The following is a 21,528-nucleotide window of genomic DNA, read 5'->3' as shown; positions in this document are numbered from 1 at the left end:
TGCTGGTGCGGATCACAATAACCTATTAGCTTTCTTAGCACTTTGAGATAGGAGCCTAACCTGTGCTTTTTGTCCGATATAAAACATTGTTCTACGTTTCAGCCTCAATTAAACTGTTTTTATATACAGTAATTTTAGGCTTTATTATGTCTATCCGTAATTTAAAAGATGGTTCTACCAAACCTTGGCTCTGCGAATGTTACCCGAATGGGCGAACGGGGAAACGTGTTCGTAAAAAGTTTACGACTAGGGGAGAAGCAAAGGCTTTTGAGCTTCACACGATGAAGGAGATTGACGATAAGCCATGGATGGGAAGTAAACCCGATCACCGTAGAATGAGCGAACTGTTAGACGCTTGGTGGACCATACACGGTCATACGTTGAAATCGGGTAAACAAGCTCGGGAGCTAATAGCTAAGACAATTGAAGAATTAGGGAATCCAATTGCCTCCCACCTTAAAGAACGAGACTATTTAGACTATCGTGCAGCGCGAATACCCTACCGTGGCAAAAATAAATCTATTAAGATTTCACCAACAACACATAACACGGAATTGATTTATCTAAAGGGAATGTTCAAGAAACTAATTAAGTACAATCAATGGAAATACCCCAATCCACTTGAAGCTATCGAAACAATCAAAACAATCAAAACAATCAAAACAAGTGAGAAGAAACGAAACTAGCATATCTAACCAAGCCACAAATTGAAGAGTTCTTAGTTAACCTGAAAAATTTCAACCGAGTCATTACAGTCTCGATTCCACAGCTCATTGTAATTTCTAAGATTTGCTTAGCCACCGGTGCCCGTATAAGTGAAGCTCTAACTCTTACCCGTTCACAGGTAGCTGAATTTAAACTGACTTACACCGAGACAAAAGGTAAGAGGAATCGAAGTATGCCCATCTCACCGGCTTTATATCAAGAGATCTTAGATATCGCGGTGAGCAACCATAAAATTTTTAACACGAGTTACAAGGACGCCTGGCGCTACATTAAAAGAGCTTTACCAGAGCACGTACCGAGTGGGCAAGCGACGCCTGTTCTACGACATACATTTGCTTCGCATTTTATGATGAACAAAGGGGATATTTTGGTGTTACAGCGAATTCTTGGACACACTAAAATTGAGCAGACAATGGCGTATTGTCATTTTGCTCCAGAACATTTGATACAAGCTGTACACCTCAATCCATTAGAGAATTAATGGCGACAAAGTGGCGGCAGACACTGTAATCGACCGTTATTTAGCGGTTTTATTCGTAAAAAAGGCGACAGTTTTCACTGTCGCCTTTTGCTATTTAGAGCCTAATTTTTTCTATTCCCAATCAAGAATTACTTTACCAGACATACCAGAGCGCATCATGTCGAAGCCTTTCTGGAAGTCGTCCACTTTGTAGTGGTGAGTAATGATTGGTGTTAGATCTAGGCCTGATTGAATCAAAGAAGCCATCTTGTACCAAGTTTCGAACATCTCACGACCGTAGATACCTTTGATAACCAAGCCTTTAAAGATTACTTGGTTCCAGTCTACTGCCATGTCTGATGGTGGAATACCTAGTAGAGAGATCTTACCGCCGTGGTTCATGTTAGTCAGCATGCTATTGAACGCAGATGGGTTACCAGACATTTCTAGGCCTACATCGAAGCCCTCAGTCATGCCGAGATCAGCCATTACGTCTTCAAGCTTCTCTTCCATTACGTTTACTGCGCGAGTTACACCCATTTGACGAGCAAGGTCTAGGCGGTATTCGTTTACGTCAGTGATTACAACGTGACGAGCACCAACGTGCTTCGCAACAGCAGCAGCCATGATACCGATTGGACCAGCACCAGTGATTAGCACGTCTTCGCCTACTAGGTCGAAAGAAAGCGCTGTGTGTACTGCGTTACCAAACGGGTCAAAGATTGATGCTAGATCGTCAGAGATTTCTGCAGGGATCTTAAATGCGTTGAACGCAGGGATCACAAGGAACTCAGAGAACGCACCAGTGCGGTTTACGCCAACACCTGTTGTGTTACGACAAAGGTGAGTACGGCCGCCACGACAGTTACGACAGTGACCACATGTGATGTGGCCTTCACCAGATACACGGTCGCCGATTTCAAAACCACGAACTTCTTGGCCGATGCCAACAACTTCACCCACGTATTCGTGACCTACCACCATAGGTACTGGAATTGTGTTTTGTGACCACTCATCCCAGTTGTAGATATGTACGTCTGTACCACAAATTGCAGTTTTCTTAATACGAATAAGAAGATCATTATGACCCATTTCAGGTTTTTCAACCTCGGTCATCCAGATGCCTTCTTCAGGCTTAAGCTTAGAAAGTGCTTTAATTTTCATAATGTTATCCAGTTCATCTCGCCTAACTGTAAGGCGAGAATCAAAAATCTATATGTTCTATTGGGTGTTGTTTTATCTAATCAAAGGATGCTAAAGGCACCCCTTTAAAATTAGATGATACCCATGTCTTTACCAACTTGGATAAACGCATCGATTGCGCGATCTAGTTGCTCACGAGAGTGTGCAGCAGACATTTGCGTACGAATACGAGCTTGGCCTTTTGGTACTACAGGGAATGAGAAACCTACAACGTAGATGCCTTTCTCTAGAGCGCGCTCTGCGAATTCAGCCGCTACTTTTGCATCACCAAGCATGATTGGGATGATTGCGTGGTCAGCGCCGCCCATAGTGAAACCAGCCTCTTCCATGCGAGTACGGAAGTGAGCAGAGTTTTCCCATAGTTGAGTTCGTAGGTCGCCAGATTCGGCTAGAAGATCTAGAACGCGGATAGATGCCGATACGATTGCAGGAGCAACAGAGTTAGAGAATAGGTATGGACGAGAGCGCTGACGTAGCCAGTCGATCACTTCCTTCTTACCAGAAGTGTAACCGCCTGAAGCGCCACCCATTGCTTTACCAAGCGTACCTGTGATGATGTCGATACGGTCAACAACGTTGTGGAACTCGTGAGTACCCGCGCCGTTTTCGCCCATGAAGCCAACAGCGTGAGAATCATCAACCATTACTAGTGCGTCGTACTTGTCAGCAAGGTCACAGATAGCAGGAAGGTTAGCAACTACGCCGTCCATAGAGAACACACCGTCAGTTACGATAAGCGTGTGACGAGCGCCCGCTTCTTTAGCTGCGATAAGTTGTTGCTCTAACTCTTCCATGTTGTTGTTCGCGTAACGGAAGCGCATTGCTTTACACAGACGAACGCCATCGATAATAGATGCATGGTTTAGTGCGTCAGAGATGATTGCGTCTTCTTTGCCTAGAATCGTTTCGAATAGGCCAGCGTTTGCATCAAAGCAAGATGTGTAAAGGATAGTGTCTTCTTTACCAAGGAACGTAGATAGCTTTTGCTCTAGTTCTTTGTGAGAGTCTTGAGTACCACAGATGAAACGTACTGAAGCCATACCAAAGCCGTGCTGATCCATACCATCTTTAGCTGCTTCGATAAGAGCTGGGTGATTAGCAAGACCTAAGTAGTTGTTTGCACAGAAGTTTAGTACTTCTTCACCAGTCGAGATAGAAACCGCTGCTTTTTGTGCAGAAGTAATAATGCGCTCAGACTTATAAAGACCTTCTTCTTTAACTTCTTCGATTTGCGTTTGAATCTGTTGGTAAAATGCAGAAGACATTGTTCATTCCTTCCTAGTTATTATTCAGCAGCATCACGCGCCGCTTTATTTAGGGATATAAACGATCCTAAAACGATCATTTACACTGTAAAACTAATCTCTATATTCTAGTTGAACACTCCCTTCTCGATTATCCCTCTAGTTGGAAAAACATTAATGAATCGCAGGCACGAATAATGGTTCATCCCAGTGACACAGGGCACATAAACGCGTCTTACCTGCTCTTTTTAACGTCAAATCCCCTTCCGTTTGTGTCTAATTTCACTTTCATATCAGATCTCTATTTTTCATCTCAGAACAATATGGTGATGATTATCCGCTTCTCTTAGAATGTGCATCAGCAACTCCGCTATACAGATGAAAACCGATGAGATGAAAAGCAAAACACGCCAAGCAATCAGAGCAATCACGTCAAGTGATTAATGAAATTGATTCACAAATCAGAAGAGATCACTCACAATTGTCAATAAGCTCACCGTTGTAACTAGCCCTACTGGACACTTATGATTAACCCAAAACTCATCGCCCTACTTCCCGATCTCGCCTCGTTTATCTTAGTTGTGAATGAAGGTAGCTTTACCGCTGCAGCAAAGCAGTTAGGGGTGACACCCTCAGCGTTGAGTAAATTGATCACACGTCTAGAAAAAGCACTCTCAGTAAAGCTGTTTGAACGTACCACTCGTACATTGATCATCACGCAAGCAGGCCAGTTGGTATACGACCAAAGCGTGGTCATGATTAATGCGGCGCAACAAGCGGTTGAGCTGTCTACCTCTGACCATACTGAACCTGCAGGCTCTATTACAGTAGCGGCACCAGAAGCCTTCTTGAACTCGGTATTGCAGCCTTTCGTTGTTCCATTCTTAAATCAGTATCCAGAGATTCAACTCAAGCTAAGGGCGGCTGATGGCGACATCGACATATTGCGCCAAGGCATCGACATTGCCTTTCGCCTTACCGACAAACCTGACGAGAGTTTGGTATTGAAAGAGCTCGGAAAAACAAACCTCGTGTTATGTGCGAGCCCCGACTATTTAGATGCTAAAGGAACCCCTCACCACCCTACCGAGCTGTCTGAGCACGACTGCTTATACCTTGCAGAAACAGATAAAGACCACATTTGGGACTTCCTTAAAGATGATGAGTTTTACACAGTACCCGTCAGCGGACGTTACGCTGTGAACCACTCTCAGATGCGATTGAAAGGCGTTAAAGAAGGGCTTGGCGTGGGTATTTTCCATGACTTCGTGATCCAAGATGCATTGGCTGAAGGTTCTGTAGTGCAAGTACTGGAAGATTGGACCATCAAGAGTAATTACCATGGCGCTATCGCGATGCAGTTTGCTCAAACCAAGTACATGCCCGCTCGATTACGTGTATTCATTGATTACGCGATGGAACACTTGGGTGACAAACTGGCAGGAGAAATAAACTGATGCTGAAAGGAATACACCACGCCGCCATTATTTGCTCAGACTACGAAGTCTCTAAACGTTTTTATACGGAAGTTTTAAAGCTTGAAGTGATTGCGGAGAATTATCGTGAAGCACGTCAGTCGTATAAGCTCGACTTGGCACTGCCTAATGGCGCTCAAATAGAATTATTCAGCTTCCCTGACGCACCTGAAAGACCAAGCTTTCCGGAAGCTCAAGGGCTGAGACATTTGGCCTTTTGTGTTGATGACGTTCAACATGTCAAAAGCTACTTGGGAGAACAAGGCATTGAAGTCGAACCGATTCGAGTTGATGAGTTTACGGGGAAATCATTTACGTTTTTCGCAGACCCAGACGGCCTGCCGCTAGAGCTGTATCAGATCTAAAGCTGTATCAGATCTAAAGCTTTATCAAATCTAGAGCGGTATCAAGTCTAAAGTCTTTCTCACAAAAGACGCGATCATCTGATTAATAAAACGGACCTTCTCAAGTAGAGAAAGCCCGTTTGCATGTCAATTAACTCAACGCGGTTTTGAATCTCTCAACGCGTGAAAACAGTAACCAATCCAATAGCATTGCTGTCACGATAGTTGCACCCGCGAGTGGAAACAGTATCGAAATAATAACCACAGTCACTAAGCCTGCTTTCCAAAAACCAGCATCGCCAAACTTCGGTGGCGTTCCCAACTTTCTTTGGCCTGAAGGTCTGCGCATCCACCACATGATTCCACCAGTCACCGACACCACAATGAATACCAAACAGAACAGCGTGTTTATAAGCTTGTTGATGATGCTGATGTCACCTTGGTGTAGAGAAATACCAACAGCTAAAGTTTTGGCGAATAAATTGTAATCTTGCCACGTCACCTCTCCTAGAATGCGCCCTGAATATTGGTCGAGGTGAGTTGTGCGATCTTGGGTTGGGTCGATGATATCGCCTCCCATAGTATTGGCGGCCACGGTGTAAACACCCGTTTCTGAACGCGGGAAATTGACTTTATATTGCGTAAAACCAAGAGATTGAGCTTTTGCTATCACATCATCAATCGAGAAATCACTCGTAGATAATACATGCTGAGAATGATCCTCACCCATCTTAGAATGATCATGAGCTTCAGACGCTTCTTCTACTTGGTGGACGTGTTCGGCTGGCTTATCTTGAGACAAAGGCAGTGGAGTTTGCTCTAGGTTCCAAGGCATTTCTTCTTCAGACCCGTGATTTAAAGAAGCATGCGTTTCGTTAGACAGAGGAATGTCGTCCCACATTTGAGCAGGAAACGTACTCCATGCTTGCACTAGCTTACCGCCCCAAAAACCTGTCCATGATAATCCCGATAGAATAAATAACAGAAGAATGAATGACAGTGTTCCACCGATATTCGCATGCAGATCACGCATTAAAATACGCGTTCCTGAACCAAATCGAAGCTTAAGAAAACCAGCGCGGCTCGCGTTATCTCGAGGAAGCCATAAGTAAATGCCACTGATGAGTAACAGAATAGACAAGCTTATTGCGACTTCAATTAGGTAATCCCCCCAATCACCAATCAACAAAGTGCCGTGAATGTCATTCGCCAGTTGATACAGACTGTCGCTGCGGGGGATTTCTCCTACCACTTCGCCAGTATATTGATTCACCGTGGCGAAAACGGACGTGCCATCTTCAAGTGATACAGAAAATCGGTTCGCAAGATCAGGGACTTTACTCGGTACAAATTGTGTCACCGTACCTTGTGGGTATTGATTTTGTACCGCAGCTAATTGTTGTGACACCTTGATCGGTTCGCCCGATGCAACAATTTCAATCGCGTCTTGATGGAAAACAAGTTCGATTTCATCATCAAACAGCATCACCAAGCCTGTAATGCTCAGCATTAGCATAAACGGGATAACGAATAGCCCAGCATAGAAGTGCCAGCGCCAAGTGAGGAAGTAGAGAGTTTTATTGCGGTCTTTGCTTTTTATATTGGTTTTCGAACCAGTTGTTGCACTGCTTTTAGACTGCGAAGTTGCTTGTGCTTTCGCAGGGGTTTGAGATTCATTTCTCAACATTATTATTTCCTTTGACACACGCAAACATACCTTCTGAAAGATCAGAAAGTAATTTGAGCATGTTTAACTTTACTTAATACTTTATTTTTTAATTATTTTAGTGGGTTAGGTTTAAGCAGTAACAAAGGGAGGGCCGCGCGGGGCTTGCCTCATATAGCGTTCGCTTAGAGCCAAAAAAGCGTAGCTGTCTGAGACAATAGAACTCAGTCGAGTTGTCAGTAGTGTAGTTGGAAGTTCATCTTGGTGAAACGTGGAAAAATGGCTAAAGGGACACGGCTTTCCTTTATGAGTATTAGGTTCACCTTCTTCAATTTGAACCAGTTCAAAGCCATTGACCGTACATAACGACGCCCATACTCCCGCACTATTACCATGAGCATTGATAACAGGCATTAATGTCACCAGCACCCAGCTTAATGCTGTAGCAAGTAACATGGAGAAGTTGAACGAGGTTCGGCGCATTATTCCAAATCTTTATAAATTTCCCTTATTATGAGGGACTTGGAATATAGGTAAACGTAAAGATTAACAGCAAGTTAAAAAATTGAAGCTAACGCACACTCTTTTTAGTTAAAAACTAGTTACAACCAAAGAGCCAAAAGAATGTTACGCGTCTATTAGCAGTAAAATGTCTAGAAAAATAGCAGTAAACTGTTTAGAGAAACGACAATAAAAAACGCCGCCTTACACCTTCCCTTGAAGAGGGTAATGTAAGACAGCGTTTTAGAAATCGAATCTTGAGGTTTTGCTCTTTGTTACGTATCTAGCAAACTCAATTGATTAGCAAATTAACCGAAGATCTTGCTCCAAATGCTTGGATTACGCTTCTCATGGTACTCTTCACGAAGGCCGTCAATAGTACGAAGTTCCTGCTGTGCCGACTCTAAGTCACCTTGGTCTAGCTTCTGCTCAATGCTCTCCAATGATGCACTGATCTTTTTGAAGCCTTCCATGAAGTTATCTTCTTTCTCTATTGGGTAAACACCCGTTTTCAGCTCTGCCACTAGCGTATCTAAACGAACGATAGGCTTTTGCATCTCTTCAATGCTTTGAGCTTCTGCCGCTTGTTTGAACGCAAGCTTCATTTCTTGCATGTTTTTCTTAAGGTCTACATTAGCAAATGCGTTGCCAGACAATACTGAAGCAGCGATTAAACCAGATAAAAGGATTGAGCGAGTTTTCATTGTTTCTCCAGGTGAAGCGATGTCTTTGAAGATAGCGCCATCATTATTGTGGCACTTCGACTTTATTATTTTCGGCTAGTGTATACAAAAATTCGTCGGGTACAAAAATTGATTGTGTCGAAATGCAAACTAGCTAGCTAATTACTGACAAGTACCGGGCAAACCATCACTCAAATACCGAAAACTCGGTAATCGATTGACGACCACGCAATGCCAAAAATGCTAAGAATTGCTGCGGCGAATGGGTAATAACCTTGCTCGAATCCACACCCACCTCATCAAGTAGTGAAGACACGAGATCTAACCCGCCCACATCTACGCAGAAATGCGCATCGCTACCTGTCGTAATAAACGCACCATTCGCTTTAGCAATTCTTGCGATTTCGTAACAACGATCAACACTGCCAACGCGGCTATTGCCTTTAAGCGTGGTGTTATTAATTTCGATTGCTACGTTATGTTCCGCCGCACATTGAATCACAGCTTCAAAATCGAAATCAAAATTAGGATTTCCTAAATGACCAAGTGCATCAATTCGGCCGCCTTTAATCACATTCAACAATGCTTCTGTATGGGTAGCAACATCCGATGGGCGAAATACTGGCTCATGAAAACTCGCGATCACCCAATCTAGATTCTTATCAACACTCGGATGAATGTCTATTTCACCCAGTGTGTTCATGATGTTTGACTCGACACCTCGAATAATAGCGACATCTTCAATAAAACGAGGGAGCACACGCTGGTTACTGAAAAACCAATAGTGTGGCGCGCCCGGCATAGACTCGGAATGGTCGGTCGTACAAAACATAGCTAAACCGTTTTGTTTTGCCGATTTTGCATTCTCGATCAACGTGCTGTAAGCATGACCACTTGCGTATGTGTGGGTGTGGGTGTCTACTTTTAGTTCCATGAATCAATGCCCTCTTCGCTCGGTCAAAAAACGTGCTTAAGAAATGAGTGCTTAATAGCAACAATTCGACCAGTTTATCAGCTGAAAGTGACAATTAGCACCCAAACATAAAGGTTTATTGCTGGTTCATTTACACGACACGGGAATACGTGGCTAACCAGAAGACGCTGACACTTTTCTTATCTAAATAAAATCGAACAGACTCGGTAATTACGCCAATTTTTTGCAACCTACCCAAGTTCGTCAATACTTAAACCAGTCTACAAACTGGAGTGTTAGATGAGAAGAAGACGATATCCGCTGAGTATCCACATCACTAGCCTTTTCTTAATTTTGACCACTCTTGTCGGTACCGTACTGATTTCGATAAGTTATCGGCATTCTCAAGAACTGCTTTTAGGCACAGTGCGCGAAGTCAGTAATGAACATCGCGATAAACTGGAATCGGTATTTAAACAAGCTATTGCCCCAGTCATCACAACCTTAAACGTGATGGCAGTGAGCCCGTTTGTTGCTCATCAAACCTCCTCCGTCGAAAAAGAATCTTGGCTTGCTTCGGTCGATATCATCTTCAAACAAAATACCAATTTAGTCGCTCTGTTCTATGGCTCTGAAGATGGTGACTTCAGAATCTTTCGCCCTCTGAGTTCCATTAAACAGAGGGCCGACAATAACGCTCCCGCCAAAGCAACCATGATGGTCAGCAGCACCAATCTAGATGGTGAAAACTTTATTACCTTTCTCGATGGCGCACACCAAGTGATCAGTACCCGACAAGCCGAGAGTAAGTTCAACCCCACGACTCGACCTTGGTTTCGTAACGCAAAGCCTGACGGCTCAATACAACTCTCTGAGCCCTACCTGTTCTATTTCTTGCAAACCAATGGCATTACGCTTTCTAGACGTTCATTGGATGGCAAGCATGTCGTTGGTGCCGACTTCACGTTGAAATCTCTCTCTTCCCAGATCAGTGAATTGGCCTACTCTCCGCAAACCCGACTCGCCTTGTTCGATCAACATTTCAATCTTCTCGGCCAACATCAACTTGATCTATCGATTCCCAAGCTTACCTCCCAGCCTAACAACACAAGTAAAACTGAGAAAACGAATAACCAAACGACGGGGAAACTCTCTGGCAGTGAGCAAGACCAAAGCTTCTTTAATGTGCCCAAACGTGAACAGTTGGAAGCATTGAAAGCATCCGTCATAGCACCACTTATCTCCGACGAGGAGAAATTAAACCTCAACCTAAAAAACGTTGAATACAACCTAAACACTTGGGCATTAACACTAACGCCTGTTGAGCTCACTCAGAATGTCACTTTATATTTGGCAGAGGCTACGCCACACAATGAGTTGCTCTCTGATCTTATCTCAATGCGAGACAAGCAAGTTGCGGTCGCGATTGGTATGTTGTTCATCTGCTTCGCTATCGTATGGTTTGTTGCTAATCGACTGTCTCAGCCGCTCAATACACTGATGCAACTCACCGACAACATCGCACGATTTGACTTCAGGCGTACTCATTATCCCAAAAGCATGATTCAAGAAGTGGCTAACCTCGCTCATTCGATTGAGCTGATGGAACACACGCTTCATGATCTGATTACACTACTTCGAGACACGGCCGGGAATCAGGAATTTTCGATATTAGCCAAAAATATCGCTCATCAAAGCTATTTGATTACCAAAGCAGAAACCATCGTCCTCTTCACTCAATCAAAAGAGAAAGATGTGTTTGATACGGCAGCGAATCTCGCCATTCTTCCTTTCAAAGCCAACATCAATGACTTCATCAAGCATACCCCTTGGTTGTTGTGTCAGCTTAAATCTGGAGAAACCATCCACCTTAACCGAGAAGACAATGTTCTTAACTATTACCAAGATTCGATATTCAATTCTGACCTGTACCTGTTTCCACTATTAAACCGCGAGAAGTTGTTGGTGGGTATTGTTGCAATTGGCTATGAAAGACCAATCACCAAGATGCAGGCAGACAAACATGCATTTTTGAGGGAGCTACTGAGCTTTGCTGAAATCGCTAAAGACAACATTGACCAAATGCAGCAACAGAAAGACATGCTCAATGCCTTTATCGAATTGATTGCCTCTGCGATTGATACCAAGTCGCCTTACACGGGCGGGCATTGCCAGCGAGTTCCTGAACTGACCAAATGGTTAACTCAAGCAACCATTGATGATGACCGCTATTACCCGCAGTTCTCATTGGATAGTAAACAGTGGGAAGAGTTGATGCTCGCCGCTTGGTTACATGACTGTGGGAAAGTGACGACACCTGAATATGTGGTAGACAAGGCAACAAAACTAGAAACGATATATGACCGAATCCACGAAGTGCGAATGCGTTTCGAACTGTTAAAACAACAGGCTGAAACCGACTACTGGAAAGCCATAGCGAACGGAGCGCTTCAAGAAGATCAGCTGAAAGTTCTCGAACAAAGTTTATCTGAATTGGATGAAGAGTTTGCCTTCGTAGCCGAATGTAACCTTGGTGGGGAGTCTATGACGGATGAGCAACTAGAACGCTTAGACCGAATAGCCAAGCGCCAATGGAAACGAACACTCGACGAACAGCTAGGGTTATCTTGGTCTGAAAAAGAGAGATTTAACACGCAGCAAGATCCGGCTGAAAAAGATGAAATTGAGCCAAGAATCAAAGACCAAACGCTGCCCGTGATGGAGCCACTACTTGCTGATAAACCCGAACATAAAATACCTTGGGATAATGGCTTTAACCCAGCCGACGTGTGGCAAGAAGCGTTTGTACTCAAACCTGGTGAAGTCAAGTACAACCAAGGTGAATTGCACAATTTGAAAGTACGTCGCGGTACCTTAAACGACGAAGAACGCTTCATGATAAACGACCATATCATTCAAACCTTCACCATGCTGAACAAGCTCCCTTACCCATCTTATCTCAAGAACATTCCTGACATTGCCAGCGGACACCACGAACGTATCGATGGTAAGGGTTACCCGAGAGGCTTAAACGAAGACCAGTTACCTTTACCGTCTAGAGCGATGGCCATTGCCGATGTATTCGAAGCGCTCACCTCCAGTGATCGCCCGTATAAGAAAGGAAAACTCCTAAGCGAATCACTCAATATCATGACCGACATGGCCACCAGCGGTCATATCGATCCAAAACTGTATTTGCTGTTTTTGGAAAACAAAATCTATGACAAATACGCTGAGCGATTCCTTGAAGCGAACCAACGCTGCGAGATTGATCAGAGCAAGCATATCGAACGAGTAAAAGAGTACATTCGTTCACTGTTCTAGGCTTTTGTCTTTAATCTGCAGCCTCAATGTTTAGCTTTTAACGGCAGAGTCCAAAACCGCAGCATCCGCTCCAGTCACTACAGCCACAGCGGTTCTCGGTGTTTGCTTGGCTTTTGCTTTGCTGTGTCTTTTAGCCAATAGAGTATTGGTTATGCTCGCCACGACGATCAAATTGATGCCGATCAACTGCTGAGTTGAAAACACGTCATCAAAGAACAAGCTCTGCCATAACGCACTGAACAGCATGTTAGTGAAAATTAGGGGAGCCAACTGAGAACCGCTGTCTGCCAACTTGTACGCTTTCGAGCGGAAGATTTGCGTGTTAATAGTAAATAGAGCCAATCCAAAAGCACCAAGCGCAATCCAGCGTAGGCCTTCAAAAGATAGCAGAGCCGAAAAGGTTCGATTGTCCGCAGCACTCTCAAACCCATCTGGAGCCGCAGATACTGAAGTAAACACAACCATTGGTATCACAATGATTGCCGCGACCAAGAACGTCCACGCGTTTAGCTCTGCGGGTGTCAGGCTAGTCTTGGACGCTCGATACAAACTCACTTGTGACCCCGAATTAAACACACCCGCCAATAATCCTAGCAACAACGCTGGCCTAAAGAACTCTGAGCCAAATTCAAACTGAGACCAATCCCCAGCCATCATCACTACGCCGACAAAGGTGACAACTAAACAAATCACTGTGGTTGTATGAATCTTGGTTCCAAACATTAATTTTTCTAACAAAGGAATAAACAGAGGGCCTGTACTAAACAACACCACACCTTCAACCAGCGTTAGCGTTTGCAAAGACGTAAGAAAACACCACTGGCATGCCACCATAAAAATCACTACCTAATGTTGGAGAAAAATTTAGACAGAATTATAAAAATTCACGATAAATTATTGTTTATAAAATAAAAAAGCCACATATAACCATAAAAATATCACTAAAATAATTTGCGTCTAAAAATTTAGAATTAGTCTTTAACAAACAACTCTTTGAAGTATATTAATGAGACAACAGAGAGCTAAATCTAGGAGAGAATTTTCATTCATAGGTCATTATCGAACTACGAATTAGTACTAAAGTACCATGCACACTTAACTCGTTTGTGACTGAGAGTTTGAGGTAATGACGACCCAAAAGTGATTACGTCTAGTCCGTAGGGAAAAGCAACCCAAATATCGATACGCTCCTACCTTAGAACGGCAAACACTAACAAGTCGTCCCGTGGGTTAATACGGCAGATACGGCGTTTCTTGGTATTTCGGTGCTTTTTTTAGTAATGATACTATGTGAAGCCCCTGATTGTTCACTCAATATTTAAAGTCGGGTCAGGGGCATGAGACCACGTTTTGATATCAATAACTTTGCTGAATGCTTACTTGTACTCACTTAACTCACTGTCCAAAACTGCTAGAGCAACTCATCTTAAGTTATTATTTACATTTATTCAGTAAACAAGGTCTAACAACTCTTTCATTACAATATTGTCGTCTATACTATCAGCATTATTCAATTTTATATCTGGCGTAACTCCTTTTCTTAAGAAGTCATCAGGAGCGGTAATGAAGTCGTGCTTCGCACATATTCTATAGCTGATGGATTCTGTGGCTTCTATCGTTATCGGCTGTCCCGAGCTGCCCATTGAATTTTCCCCTACCAATGTTACATTAGAGAGTCCTCTCATATATAGAATGAAGTCTTCAGCAGCAGAAGACGTATATCTGTTCATTAGAATATAGATATTTATGTCTAACCTGGAGTCACTTTGAGGATAAAATGAAGAGTTCCTTCCATAGAAACTGTTAAACAGCGTGAAGCTGTCATTGAAAAAGGAGAATTTGTTCCATGCTTCAAATGTTGAAATAATTTGATTTGATTTCCAATTAGTACCATGTAAAGGCTTGCTTGAGAAAAGCTCTAGCAACCAATGAGTATCTATAGTGTTACCGCCTGAATTAAATCTCATATCAATTAAAAGCATAGACTTTCCTTTAAGAGTATTTAGATAATTTTTAATTACATGAAAGTCTAAGTTAAAAGATTTTAGATTCAAATAAGCTAAATCTTTATAATTTGAAAAATTGAAAGTATCAATCCTCAACTTGCCCGATTTTGATATGGTTTTTATTTCTTCGTACTTTAAATATGCTAGCACAGCATCGTACCGTATAGTTCTTTTGTTGCTACTAGATACGTACTTAGCATAACTATTAACAATGTCTTTGATGCTTAGGCCATTAACTTCTTTAACGATGTCATACTTGGAACATTTAAAAATGTTGTTTTCCAGTATGATGATGTTTTCACCGTATAGAGCGAATTCAAAGTGTACATTTTTTTCCTTGTAGAATATATCAGTATGTGAGTCATCGAGCGTTGAATTAAGTTGTAACAGGTCTCCAAAAGTTAGAGAGCTTAAGTCTAAATAGTTATAGAATTTCAAATTAAAAGAATCACGATGTGAGTCATCTCGAAAGTTCGGAAAGTGAGTGATAACATCTCTCCAATAGTTAGCTAATAAGCTTTTGGGGATAGGTTTCCCTAACATTCTTCAGTACTCCGCTGTCCAGTTTGTAATGTACGTCTGTTGCATCAATAGTTTCCTTTCGATGAGAAATAACGATTTTTGTAATTGACTCTTTATTAATGTTAGCGTTTATCTTTCTTTCTAACTCAATATCTAGGTTACTGCTAGATTCATCAAGGAAAAGAAACTTGGGCTTACTATACAACGCGCGTGCAAGAAGGATTCTTTGAACTTGACCACTAGACAAAGTCGTGCCTTCTCTCCCTACCACCGTATTGTATCGTAATTTAAAATCCATGATCTCTTCATGTATACAAGCAATCTTACAACACTCTACAACATAGTCCATGTCAACGGAATCCCTGAAAAAGGATATGTTTTGTGCAATTGTGCCAGAGATTAGGATATCATCTTGGAAAACAAATGAGCTTATGTTTTTCAATTGATGAGGAGACACTTTTAACCTCGTTTTAGAGTCAAAAATTAATATTTCACAAGACTCTACGTCATATAGCCCCAAAATACTCTTAAAGATAGTTGTCTTGCCACTTCCAGAACTTCCTTCAATTGATACACTGCAACCAGGATCAACACAAAAATTCACATTTTTGAGCATGTATGGGGCATGTTTTTCAGGCTTGTACTTTAAGTTTTTAACGTCAATACCTAGTGTCTCGTTCACCTCGAAAATATATAAAAAGTCACTTAAATCTTTATCATCATCTACGGTCTGGGTACTATCCAATTTATTAAATCGCTCCAAATGAACTTTTGATATGTAGATTTGATACAGGTTTTCGGACAATGAAATAATACTTGAAGATGAGATCTCTCTATATAAAACAAGTAGTGAAAATACAATCAGGTCCATTCTCCCAGCTAATATAGTGCTAAGTAGATAAGAAATGAATCCTAATCGGAAGAACAGGTCAATTATAAGTTGAGAAAGCTTTGTATTAATAAAAGCATCATCTCTTTTAATTGTAGAATTTATGTGGCTAGAAAAATAATTAGCCCAGTCAATAATTCGAATGGGAACCTTGTTATTTAACCTGATTGAAGTAATAGCATTGATACTCTCTATTAGAGACGTGTCTTGTTTTGATTGAAAAATTATAGCTTGATTCTCGTAGGATGATATTCTTTTACTAGTTAGAATACTTACTAGTATATTAACAGAGAATCCAACAAGGCAAATAAAAAAGGCTAGATAGTCTAAGTATAAAATAAATCCTAGAGATATAAGAACACTAATTGACTTGTTGAATGCTGGTATGACATTCTTAATCAATGAGTTATATACAATGTCAATTGATTTTATTCTCGATATTGTATCTCCAACACCATGAGTTTCGTAGTACCCAAGTGGGAACCTGAATACACGAGATATTACTCTATCACTCGTAGTTGACTTTACTTTTTTTTCAAATAAGTGTACGTACTTATCTCTAATATAACCGATCAAAGCTGTTGAACAAAATATTAATAGCATAAAAGTAATCATAGGGATGTTACTAATTAGGGATGGGTTTATTTGAAAATCCCTTACTAAAATTGAAAATACAATAGGGAATAGTGACACCGACAACTCAAAGCACACTCCACAAAGAAGTATGAATAGTAAGCCTTTTGATTCATATATATTACCCGAAAAGCTAGTCTTCTCTTTCTCGCCATCCATATCTGACTGATGATACGATGTTATCACTACTCCAAAACCAGTAAAGTCTTCGAGAAACTCATCTATTGGAACTGTTCTTCTTCCGATGGCAGGGTCTATGATGTAAGCCATGTTTTTTCGAACTTTTTCAAAAACGACAAAATGGTTCATTCCCCAGTGTAACATTATAGGTTCTTTTAGGGAGTACAGGCTTTCTACTTTAAGTCGAACTGCTTTAGCGCTCATACCAAGTCGTTCAAAGCTTTTTTTTATATCAAGTAAAGACATGCCTCTTGGGTATGTGCCAAGCTCATTCTTTAGAGTTTGAATAGAAGTAGATGATTGATTGAAGTACGTATATAACATTAAGATGCAAGCTAACCCACAGTCATTATTTTCTTCTTGTAAAGTAACTGATAGCTTTTTTCTTCTACTGATTCTAAACATGGCCACCCACCATTTTTTCAAGCATATTTCTTGGCTCTAGCTTGAGATAGACCTTGACAGATGTCCCTAAAGGAAGTTTATGTTTTGTACTATCGAACCTAACCAAGAAACTATTTGTTCCCGTTTTATTGATGTCAGAAATCTCGAAGTCACATGCTGTCGTTACTCTACGAGGTATAATAGTATCAGTTATAATATGTAGACATCGTTCAGTTAAATATAATAGATCTTTAGCAGGAATTTTAGTCTCGATGTACGATTCAATATTATTAAGGGACATATTATTAACTATTATATCGCCCTCTTGAAATCTCTTACCTTCAAACACGTTTTTTGATATGTAATCACTATTTTTGAATGTAAAGTAAGCAACTAATCTCTCCACCTTAGATTGTTGTTCCAACAACAATTTTTCCGCTTTGTGGACATCTTCTAATACTGATATCTTCTCATCAATCTTTTTATTTCTACTAGTTAAAACGTGCGTTTTGATTGACTTTTCAATTAGGTTTTTATTGATAAAAAGGTTACTCAATTCTAATTTCTGTTCATTTAGAAGAGTTTCTTTCTCACTTAGTTGTATTTTTGAAGCATAATTTTTTGACAACAAATTTTCGGTTTTTTTTCTTATTTCTTCGCTTGAAGATATCATCCTTTCCATTACTGATATTTTTCTTTTTACTTCTATTAGATTTAAACGCAGCCTTGAAGACTCTGCCTTGTTTAATTTATCAATAATCGCGTCGGACTCTTTATACAGTTCAAGCTTTTTGTTAATTACCTCTATTTCGCTTTGATACCTGTTTAGTGTATCAACCTCTAAGTCATAGTTATGAGACACATACATGACAGTAGTTTCAGCTTGATTTTTATCTATCTTTTTAATGAACCCATTGAAGTCAGCAATAAAGGGGGACTGAATATTTTTGGGGTAGACTCTACCTTGAAGCTCAATGTAGGGGGACAACTTAGCGCCGAATAAAATTAACACGATTACAATAAATGATAAACAGTATATGACCCCCCATTTAACGGGGGTATCTATATCAATGTTTAAATAGCTTGGGTATTTAACCTGTAGTCTTCCAATTGATTTTTTATTTCTATTGCTAGCTTCCATAAATAGGACTTCTCGCAGGACATTGTAAAACCTGTTTATCTTTGCTTATTAGCCCTCTAGACCAATATTGAATTTTTTCGTTTTCCATCCTTATTTCGCCAGTATTTAAAATCTTACCGACTTTATTTTTGTTCCAGTATAAGCTTACAGTGCACTTACCTAGTGACAGATCGGGAAAGATAACAAAATTATTTAGTTTAGATGCATAACATACATAGTTTTCTTCTACTTTCCTAAATATACTATTTTCTTCTTTAACTAGATCCATTTTTAGGTCACCTGAAAAGTCACCTACTTTAACTGGGTAAATATCAAATCTACTGTCTTTCTGGTACTTTTTAAGCTCGTTTTTTATTACCCTTTTGGCGGCATCAAAGTTCTCCTCTGCAATATTTAATCTGAGAGTGCAGCCTAATTTATGATTGGATTCATAGATTGTGTCTAGAGCCCCAAGCACCTTATCGAAGCTACCTGACTTGTTTTTGTATGGTCTAAGGTTATTATGTGAATCTTCGTCTCCATCTAAAGTTACCTGATAGTCAGTCACATTGTTGTTAACTAGCGTTTCAAGGGTTTTGCTTGTCAAAAGACTTCCATTCGTTGTTATTCCGCTTGTAAATCTGAAACCGCGGGATATTGATAACTCTTTACAAAATGAGTTTATTGCTACTATTGTTCCTTTACATAATAATGGTTCCCCACCAAACCATTTAATATTCAGGTGGAGAAAGCCAGGGTAAGAAGTCCTGTTAGATATTAGTTTCTTGATCGTCTCGACTTCCTTGTTGCCCATCTGATCATCTTTAAAATCGATGTAACAGTATTTGCATCTGAAATTACATTGTGTGGTGGGTAAAATGGTTAGTTCCAATACTTTGTTGGTGACACATGCTGAGATGACTTGATTTTCCATTTTTCCTCCTATTTTGATACCGGAGTGATAACACTCCGGCATCATTATCGCTTTTGTCAGTTGCTAACAAGCGCCGTTGTTATTACAAGAAGCAGTATTGCATCCAAAATTATGGCCACCACAAATTTCATCAAGTTCTTCAATAGAACTAATTTCCTGAATTGCTGGGTCGTCTAGAGCTGTCTCGCCTTTTTCATTAACAATAAACTTAATTTCACTAATCTTGATCATGTTCAACTCCTTTTTTAGCACCTTACATTTAGTGCGTATATACATTAGTCATATAGTTTCAATGAAATCAATATCATTTGCTTTAAATATTGGTTAGTCTGATTTGTGTCAAACTTATGAATGTTATAAGTGATGGTGTTGTCAATATTTTATAAAATATATTAATAAACCTAAATCAAGACGCTATGATCTTTTCGGCGCTCTACATTACTCGTCGTAGTCTTATGCCTAAACCTAGTCTAGTTAGAATACAATTAATCAATCACTAACCGTGGTTCTCTGACCTTTTGATTGAAGAAGCAGCAAGTGGCTGAGTACAAAGCAAGCACAATAAACGCGGTAGGCAACGTTGATTCAGTTATTAGCTATCACGACAGCGCTCTTGGAGAAATGAGTATTTTCTATACCACTGAGAGCGCTGCAAGGATTCATCGACTCGGTATTTTGGCTAGCCCATGTTCCGTTAAGTTGTTCGCATTACACCGCACCAGCCGCAGAACAAAGCAAGTTGAAGTTTTATTTAAGACATAAACGAGAGGAGCGCTCCAGCACCTAGCCATTGATGCTACTACCTTAAGGTTTATGACGAAGGTGAATGGAAACTCAAATAATATGGGACGGATGACAGGCAGGCGTAGTAGTTGGCGAAAGCTGCATATTGCAGTCGAGCTAAGCCTCTCAACTGTGACACCCGCCAAAGTATCCTTGAGGTGTCTGGCGATGGTGTTTATGACACTTTTAGGCGATCTTTTAAAGCAAGGGCGGTTTGAGTATGCTCTTATAGTTCTGGGAGAAGGTACTTTTGCTGATCAAATTTAGTTGTGTGCCAGGTTTCCCCAAGTGTTTTTCTTGAACTGTATTACAAGCGTTTCTTCTTCCCTCTTAATACGGGCAATTTAATACTTGGACTTGAATTCTCTACTACACCAAAGCATATATTTTGGCTGACTCATAGTCACATCCTGATGGCAAAGCCCAAACTGCGCATTCAGAGAATCAGCCTGTTGATGGATCAACACCTCTAAACCACACAACCTCTATTATTTTTTTCGCAGCAGCCATTCTATTTTCTATATCTTCAGGAGGAATGGCATCCCACAGTGCTGCAATCATTTCATCCATTTTGGATGCTTGCAATTTAAGAACCTCATCTTTCCGTCTTGCTTCTTCTTGAAGCTCAGATTTCTCTGCTTCAAGCTTTTTCTTGATAGCTCTCGCATTGTCTAGACGCTGTTTCTGTTGCTTAAAAAGAGGCTCATTTTTAATTGAGTATATTGAGTTAGTTCGCGGTTTACCAAACAGGCGTTCACTTTCTGCTTTTTCGATCTCTTCCTTCACGTCTGGATGGCGTCTAAGTGCCTGGTTTGCCTTCCCAGCTTCTTTTTCAACATTGGCGTTGTTGATTTTGATAACCTTTCCAGATTGCAATCTTTGCTTAAGCTCAATGCTCTCTGGTTGATTAGCAATGAGCCTAGATAACGCATCTTTTAATTCTTGTTTTGTCCGTTGAAAGCCGCGCTCGCGTTTACTCATCACGCTACTCCTTTGATGTGAATAATCATATTCATAACATCTTGTGTGAACTCATACGGTTCATGGTCACAATTTAAGTCGATCATTATTCGCTCTGCTGCCTTAATCTGCATATAGCATCGAGTAGCAGAACTTGGATTAAGCTCTTTCATTTCAATCAACAGGTTTAGGTTTCGCATTGCATCCATTCTGGAGCTTTCGGCGTAAACTACATTTTCAATGTAGTCATACTCACAACTTACGCATTCCGTTAAGTCAATTGAGATCCGCATAGAGCATGCATTATTTGTGCAATACATGCCCGTTGCTATCGCATGCAGATGTTCCTTTTTGTTAGTTAACATCTCCTTCCAGTATTGTTTGGTCAACAGGCGCTTGTTGACACCATCTTTAAAATAGTTTGTGCCCGATTTAGCTATTGCTTGAAGCTGCGTTTTTCCCTTACCTCCAGCGATCCGTTCGCCGTTTGCCATTTGCTTGAAGATACGAACATAAATATCTGCTTTTTGTTCGATACGCTCGTCGTTCACTTCGTTCCAGAACTTTCTGTAAGAAGA

General features: G+C 40.8%; 16 protein-coding genes and 3 pseudogenes. 5 read left to right on the top strand and 14 right to left on the bottom strand.

Going from position 1 to position 21,528, the window contains the following annotated elements; genetic code table 11:
- The first annotated feature begins 146 nt into the window (after positions 1-146).
- Positions 147-1,207, top strand: a pseudogene (locus AB4589_RS07825) (tyrosine-type recombinase/integrase).
- A gap of 111 nt (positions 1,208-1,318) precedes the next feature.
- Here AB4589_RS07825 and tdh read toward each other — a convergent pair.
- A complete protein-coding gene (gene tdh, locus AB4589_RS07820) occupies positions 1,319-2,350 on the bottom strand; it encodes an L-threonine 3-dehydrogenase (RefSeq protein ID WP_004730216.1) in 1,032 nt (343 codons plus the stop codon).
- Between the two features lie 110 nt (positions 2,351-2,460).
- Positions 2,461-3,654 (bottom strand): glycine C-acetyltransferase, encoded by a 1,194-nt coding sequence (locus AB4589_RS07815; protein WP_137001333.1) that lies wholly within the window; start codon positions 3,652-3,654, stop codon positions 2,461-2,463.
- 503 nt (positions 3,655-4,157) lie between these two features.
- On the opposite strand from AB4589_RS07815, the gene AB4589_RS07810 reads away from it, so the two are divergent.
- Both AB4589_RS07810 and AB4589_RS07805 read left to right on the top strand, forming a co-directional pair.
- A complete protein-coding gene (locus AB4589_RS07810; protein ID WP_041473204.1) occupies positions 4,158-5,090 on the top strand; it encodes a LysR family transcriptional regulator in 933 nt (310 codons plus the stop codon).
- Complete coding sequence (locus AB4589_RS07805; RefSeq protein ID WP_231904363.1) at positions 5,090-5,473, top strand: VOC family protein; 384 nt, start codon at positions 5,090-5,092, stop codon at positions 5,471-5,473. Before AB4589_RS07810 ends, AB4589_RS07805 begins: the two co-directional genes overlap by 1 nt.
- A 130-nt stretch (positions 5,474-5,603) precedes the next feature.
- Here AB4589_RS07805 and AB4589_RS07800 read toward each other — a convergent pair whose 3' ends face one another.
- From AB4589_RS07800 to AB4589_RS07785, 4 genes are all read right to left on the bottom strand, one after another.
- Entirely contained in the window at positions 5,604-7,139 is a 1,536-nt protein-coding gene (locus tag AB4589_RS07800) for a PepSY-associated TM helix domain-containing protein (protein WP_372100027.1), read from the bottom strand.
- Positions 7,140-7,250: 111 nt separating this feature from the next.
- Positions 7,251-7,601: a hypothetical protein gene (locus AB4589_RS07795; protein ID WP_009845601.1), complete on the bottom strand. Its 351-nt coding sequence runs from the start codon at positions 7,599-7,601 to the stop codon at positions 7,251-7,253.
- Between the two features lie 326 nt (positions 7,602-7,927).
- Positions 7,928-8,323 carry a cytochrome b562 gene (locus tag AB4589_RS07790; RefSeq protein WP_372100025.1) on the bottom strand — a complete coding sequence of 132 codons (396 nt, stop codon included), beginning with the start codon at positions 8,321-8,323 and terminating at the stop codon, positions 7,928-7,930.
- Positions 8,324-8,489: 166 nt separating this feature from the next.
- Positions 8,490-9,236 (bottom strand): phosphatase, encoded by a 747-nt coding sequence (locus AB4589_RS07785; RefSeq protein ID WP_372087613.1) that lies wholly within the window; start codon positions 9,234-9,236, stop codon positions 8,490-8,492.
- 279 nt (positions 9,237-9,515) lie between these two features.
- Here AB4589_RS07785 and AB4589_RS07780 point away from each other — a divergent pair, with 279 nt between their 5' ends.
- Positions 9,516-12,539, top strand: a complete 3,024-nt coding sequence (locus tag AB4589_RS07780; protein WP_372100023.1) for an HD domain-containing phosphohydrolase — start codon at positions 9,516-9,518, stop codon at positions 12,537-12,539.
- 30 nt (positions 12,540-12,569) lie between these two features.
- Here the strand turns inward: AB4589_RS07780 and AB4589_RS07775 are convergent.
- The 6 genes and pseudogenes from AB4589_RS07775 to AB4589_RS07750 all read right to left on the bottom strand — a co-directional run.
- Positions 12,570-13,379 (bottom strand): annotated as a pseudogene (locus tag AB4589_RS07775) (DMT family transporter); the annotation flags it as partial.
- Between the two features lie 608 nt (positions 13,380-13,987).
- Entirely contained in the window at positions 13,988-15,088 is a 1,101-nt protein-coding gene (locus AB4589_RS07770) for a S41 family peptidase (RefSeq protein ID WP_372100021.1), read from the bottom strand.
- Positions 15,051-17,195, bottom strand: coding sequence for a peptidase domain-containing ABC transporter (locus AB4589_RS07765; RefSeq protein ID WP_372100019.1), 2,145 nt, complete (start codon positions 17,193-17,195; stop codon positions 15,051-15,053). Before AB4589_RS07765 ends, AB4589_RS07770 begins: the two co-directional genes overlap by 38 nt.
- Complete coding sequence (locus AB4589_RS07760) at positions 17,167-18,294, bottom strand: hypothetical protein (protein ID WP_372100017.1); 1,128 nt, start codon at positions 18,292-18,294, stop codon at positions 17,167-17,169. The genes AB4589_RS07765 and AB4589_RS07760 overlap by 29 nt, the downstream gene beginning before the upstream one ends.
- A complete protein-coding gene (locus AB4589_RS07755; protein WP_372100015.1) occupies positions 18,284-19,207 on the bottom strand; it encodes a radical SAM protein in 924 nt (307 codons plus the stop codon). The genes AB4589_RS07760 and AB4589_RS07755 overlap by 11 nt, the downstream gene beginning before the upstream one ends.
- A 63-nt stretch (positions 19,208-19,270) precedes the next feature.
- Positions 19,271-19,438, bottom strand: a complete 168-nt coding sequence (locus AB4589_RS07750; protein WP_157939577.1) for a hypothetical protein — start codon at positions 19,436-19,438, stop codon at positions 19,271-19,273.
- Between the two features lie 261 nt (positions 19,439-19,699).
- On the opposite strand from AB4589_RS07750, the pseudogene AB4589_RS07745 reads away from it, so the two are divergent.
- Positions 19,700-20,175, top strand: a pseudogene (locus tag AB4589_RS07745) (transposase); the annotation flags it as partial.
- Positions 20,176-20,434: 259 nt separating this feature from the next.
- On the opposite strand, the gene AB4589_RS07740 reads toward AB4589_RS07745, so the two are convergent.
- Both AB4589_RS07740 and AB4589_RS07735 read right to left on the bottom strand, forming a co-directional pair.
- Positions 20,435-20,971: a hypothetical protein gene (locus AB4589_RS07740; RefSeq protein ID WP_372100013.1), complete on the bottom strand. Its 537-nt coding sequence runs from the start codon at positions 20,969-20,971 to the stop codon at positions 20,435-20,437.
- A complete protein-coding gene (locus AB4589_RS07735; protein WP_372100011.1) occupies positions 20,971-21,501 on the bottom strand; it encodes a hypothetical protein in 531 nt (176 codons plus the stop codon). Before AB4589_RS07735 ends, AB4589_RS07740 begins: the two co-directional genes overlap by 1 nt.
- Between the last annotated feature and the right edge of the window lie 27 nt (positions 21,502-21,528).

It is taken from the genome of Vibrio sp. 10N.222.49.A3, from assembly GCF_041475145.1.
Lineage (GTDB): Bacteria > Pseudomonadota > Gammaproteobacteria > Enterobacterales > Vibrionaceae > Vibrio > Vibrio tasmaniensis_A.
The sequence above is the reverse complement of the archived record's forward strand: the minus strand, read 5'-3'. Positions and strand labels throughout refer to the sequence as shown.

What these genes read in the sequence shown, in the direction of transcription:
- tdh (WP_004730216.1), bottom strand. Translation starts at nt 2,350, where the DNA reads ATGAAAATTAAAGCACTTTCTAAGCTTAAGCCTGAAGAAGGCATCTGG.
- AB4589_RS07815 (WP_137001333.1), bottom strand. Translation starts at nt 3,654, where the DNA reads ATGTCTTCTGCATTTTACCAACAGATTCAAACGCAAATCGAAGAAGTT.
- AB4589_RS07810 (WP_041473204.1), top strand. Translation starts at nt 4,158, where the DNA reads ATGATTAACCCAAAACTCATCGCCCTACTTCCCGATCTCGCCTCGTTT.
- AB4589_RS07805 (WP_231904363.1), top strand. Translation starts at nt 5,090, where the DNA reads ATGCTGAAAGGAATACACCACGCCGCCATTATTTGCTCAGACTACGAA.
- AB4589_RS07800 (WP_372100027.1), bottom strand. Translation starts at nt 7,139, where the DNA reads ATGTTGAGAAATGAATCTCAAACCCCTGCGAAAGCACAAGCAACTTCG.
- AB4589_RS07795 (WP_009845601.1), bottom strand. Translation starts at nt 7,601, where the DNA reads ATGCGCCGAACCTCGTTCAACTTCTCCATGTTACTTGCTACAGCATTA.
- AB4589_RS07790 (WP_372100025.1), bottom strand. Translation starts at nt 8,323, where the DNA reads ATGAAAACTCGCTCAATCCTTTTATCTGGTTTAATCGCTGCTTCAGTA.
- AB4589_RS07785 (WP_372087613.1), bottom strand. Translation starts at nt 9,236, where the DNA reads ATGGAACTAAAAGTAGACACCCACACCCACACATACGCAAGTGGTCAT.
- AB4589_RS07780 (WP_372100023.1), top strand. Translation starts at nt 9,516, where the DNA reads ATGAGAAGAAGACGATATCCGCTGAGTATCCACATCACTAGCCTTTTC.
- AB4589_RS07770 (WP_372100021.1), bottom strand. Translation starts at nt 15,088, where the DNA reads ATGTTAGGGAAACCTATCCCCAAAAGCTTATTAGCTAACTATTGGAGA.
- AB4589_RS07760 (WP_372100017.1), bottom strand. Translation starts at nt 18,294, where the DNA reads ATGGAAGCTAGCAATAGAAATAAAAAATCAATTGGAAGACTACAGGTT.
- AB4589_RS07755 (WP_372100015.1), bottom strand. Translation starts at nt 19,207, where the DNA reads ATGGAAAATCAAGTCATCTCAGCATGTGTCACCAACAAAGTATTGGAA.
- AB4589_RS07750 (WP_157939577.1), bottom strand. Translation starts at nt 19,438, where the DNA reads ATGATCAAGATTAGTGAAATTAAGTTTATTGTTAATGAAAAAGGCGAG.
- AB4589_RS07740 (WP_372100013.1), bottom strand. Translation starts at nt 20,971, where the DNA reads ATGAGTAAACGCGAGCGCGGCTTTCAACGGACAAAACAAGAATTAAAA.